This window comes from Geobacillus sp. ZGt-1, from assembly GCF_001026865.1.
Classification (GTDB): domain Bacteria; phylum Bacillota; class Bacilli; order Bacillales; family Anoxybacillaceae; genus Geobacillus; species Geobacillus thermoleovorans.
The window spans coordinates 1-2852 of the sequence record NZ_LDPD01000088.1; the positions used below are offsets into that span (position 1 = coordinate 1).

The 2852-nt window shown below is 51.3% G+C and carries 3 protein-coding genes; all 3 read left to right on the plus strand.

Features of this window, described 5'->3' with window-relative positions; translation table 11 throughout:
• Positions 1 to 70: 70 nt before the first annotated feature.
• Positions 71 to 871: an HAD-IIA family hydrolase gene (locus VU18_RS15715; protein WP_021321567.1), complete on the plus strand. Its 801-nt coding sequence runs from the start codon at positions 71 to 73 to the stop codon at positions 869 to 871.
• Positions 868 to 2082: a sn-glycerol-1-phosphate dehydrogenase gene (locus VU18_RS15720; protein WP_021321568.1), complete on the plus strand. Its 1215-nt coding sequence runs from the start codon at positions 868 to 870 to the stop codon at positions 2080 to 2082. The genes VU18_RS15715 and VU18_RS15720 overlap by 4 nt, the downstream gene beginning before the upstream one ends.
• Positions 2079 to 2852, plus strand: a 774-nt coding sequence (locus VU18_RS15725) for a beta-L-arabinofuranosidase domain-containing protein (RefSeq protein WP_173426834.1), incomplete at its 3' end; no start/stop codon positions are given. The genes VU18_RS15720 and VU18_RS15725, both read left to right, overlap by 4 nt.

Genomic DNA, 2852 nt, shown 5'->3' on the forward strand with positions numbered 1-2852 from the left:
CGAGCATCAACGACGGTCTACCGGTTTGGTGTGCGGACGTCATAGACGGATAGGAGGCGGATGACTCTTGATGGAGGAAATCGAAGGGGTGTTGATCGATCTTGACGGGACGATATGGAGAGGAAATGAACTAATTCCCCATGCGAATGAGGCGGTTGCCTACCTCCGTTCTCTTGGAAAACGAATCGTGTTCGTCAGTAACCGGGGCAATTGGTCGCGGCGCATGTGCTATGAACAGCTTGAACGGTTTGGAATTGCGGCGGGGGAGGAAGACATCATTTTATCCTCAACGGTAACAGCCCAATTTTTGCGCCAACACTATCCGCTGTGTCAAGTTTGGACGCTGGGGGATGAGGGGTTGCGCGAAGAGTTGCGCCTCCACCACGTTCGATTGGCAGCCGTGCCAGAGGAAGCGGACTTTCTCGTTATCACGTTGCATGAGACTATGACCTATCGAGAGCTGGATTTGGCCTTTCGCGCGGTTTGGCATGGAGCGCGCATCATAGCGACCAATATCGATAAAACGTTTCCGAGTGAACATGGGAATGCCATTGATGTAGCGGGGATGGTCGGGGCGATTGAAGCGGCGACAGCCCGAACAGTGGAAATCGTGTTAGGCAAGCCTTCTTGCTTTATGGCGGAAGCGGCCTTGTGCCAGCTGCAAGTGCCGCCTCACCGTTGTCTCATCATTGGTGACAGTGTGGAGTCAGATCTTCGCATGGGGCGGATGCACGGGATGAAGACTGCTCTTGTGTTGACCGGTAATACAAAGCGGAGTCAGCTTGACGCATTGCGGGCCAAGGAACGGCCCGATTATGTGTTGGACTCGATTGGTGACATCATCCGCTTAGGGAAGGAGATCATGCAGTGAATCAAACATTGGACGGCATCGTTTCATTAGCCAAGCAATGTCAGTGCGGGCATCGTCATTATGATATTCCGATTGAACAAATTGTCGTGAGCCATGAGGTGTTCAAACGGCTGGCAGCTTATTTGCAGTACAAGCGATATAAGAAAGTGGCTGTGGTGGCCGACGCGCGGACGTTTGCGGCGGCGGGACAATCATTGTGTGATGAGCTGGAAAATGAATCGATTCGCTGCAAGGTATGCTTCGTGCAACCGGATGAAAATGGGGATGTCATCGCCGATGAGCGTGCCATCGTGCAAGTGCTGCTGGAAACGCCGGACGATGTCGATGCGTTCATTGCCGTAGGGGCGGGAACGATTCACGACATTACCCGTTTTGGCAGTTATAAAATGAAAGTTCCGTTTATTTCGGTTCCTACTGCTCCATCGGTGGACGGATTTACGTCAATGGGAGCTCCGCTCATCATTCGTGGGGGGAAACAAACGATCCAAGCGCAGGCGCCGATCGCCGTATTTGCCCATACGAATGTGTTGTCCCAAGCTCCAAAAGAGATGATCGCCGCTGGATTTGGCGATATGGTGGCGAAGTATACGTCATTGGTCGACTGGCAGTTTGCCCACTGGATGGCCGATGAGCCCTATTGTCCATTTGTTCACCAGCTTACTGAACAATCTCTCAAAGCATGTGTCGACCATATTGATGACATTGCCGATGGCGGTGAACAAGGGATTCGTGTATTAATGAATGCGTTGCTGCAGTCGGGCATTGCGATGTTGCTCATGGGGCAATCGTACTCGGCATCGGGGGCGGAACACCATCTATCCCACTACTGGGAAATGGAGTTTTTGCGCCAAAACAAGCAGCAAGTGCTGCACGGGGCGAAAGTTGGTGCAGCGACTCCGATGATCATTGAACACTATCAACGCGTCTTTTGGCCGTTATGGAACAAACTAGAAGAACGACCGAAATCAATAGACGAAACTGCAAGGAAACGACTCAAAGCCAATGCGGCTTCTATTCAGAAACTGCTTGAATCCTTGCCCTCTCCAGGGCGCGTTCGAACTATGTTAGAGAAAGTAGGAGGGGCCGCTCTCCCGGAACAACTCGGCATCGATCTTCCGTTGGTTGAACGGAGTCTGCGGGAGGCTCATCGATTGCGTCCGAACCGCTTTACGATTCTCTACTTTTTAAATGAATGGGTTTTAGGAACATGATAGGGGGAATCAAAGTGGAAAAAGCTACAATAAGGGCAAATGTCAAGGATCGGTTTTGGAAACGATATATCGATGTCGTCCGGAACGAAGTCGTTCCTTACCAGTGGGAAGCGCTTAATGACCGCATCCTAGGCGCTGAACCAAGCCATGCAATCGAAAATTTCCGCATCGCCGCTGGCGAATCAGATGGAGAATTTTATGGGATGGTCTTTCAAGACAGCGATGTAGCGAAATGGCTCGAAGCGGTGGCGTATTTACTCGAGGAAAAGCGCGACTCGGAATTGGAAGCACTCGCGGATGACGTGATTGAGCTGCTTGGCCGCGCCCAGCAGCCGGACGGCTATCTCAACACGTATTATACGGTCAAGGAACCCGGTAAACGTTGGACCAACCTGCGGGACAACCATGAATTGTATTGCGCCGGCCATTTGATCGAAGCGGCAGTTGCTTATTTCCAGGCTACAGGAAAACGGCGCTTTTTAGACATTATGTGCAAATATGCCGACTATATCGGTACGGTATTCGGCCGCGGGGAAGGCCAAATTCCTGGATACGACGGACATCAGGAAATTGAGTTGGCGCTGTTGAAATTGTATGAGGCGACTGGAAACGAGAACTATTTAAAACTGAGCCAATATTTTATTGATCAGCGCGGGCAGCAACCTCATTACTTTGATCAGGAAAAAGAAGCAAGGGGGGAAACGGGGCCATTTTGGTATGACGGCGGGTATCGTTACCATCAGGCGCACATTCCGGTCAGGGAACAAAAA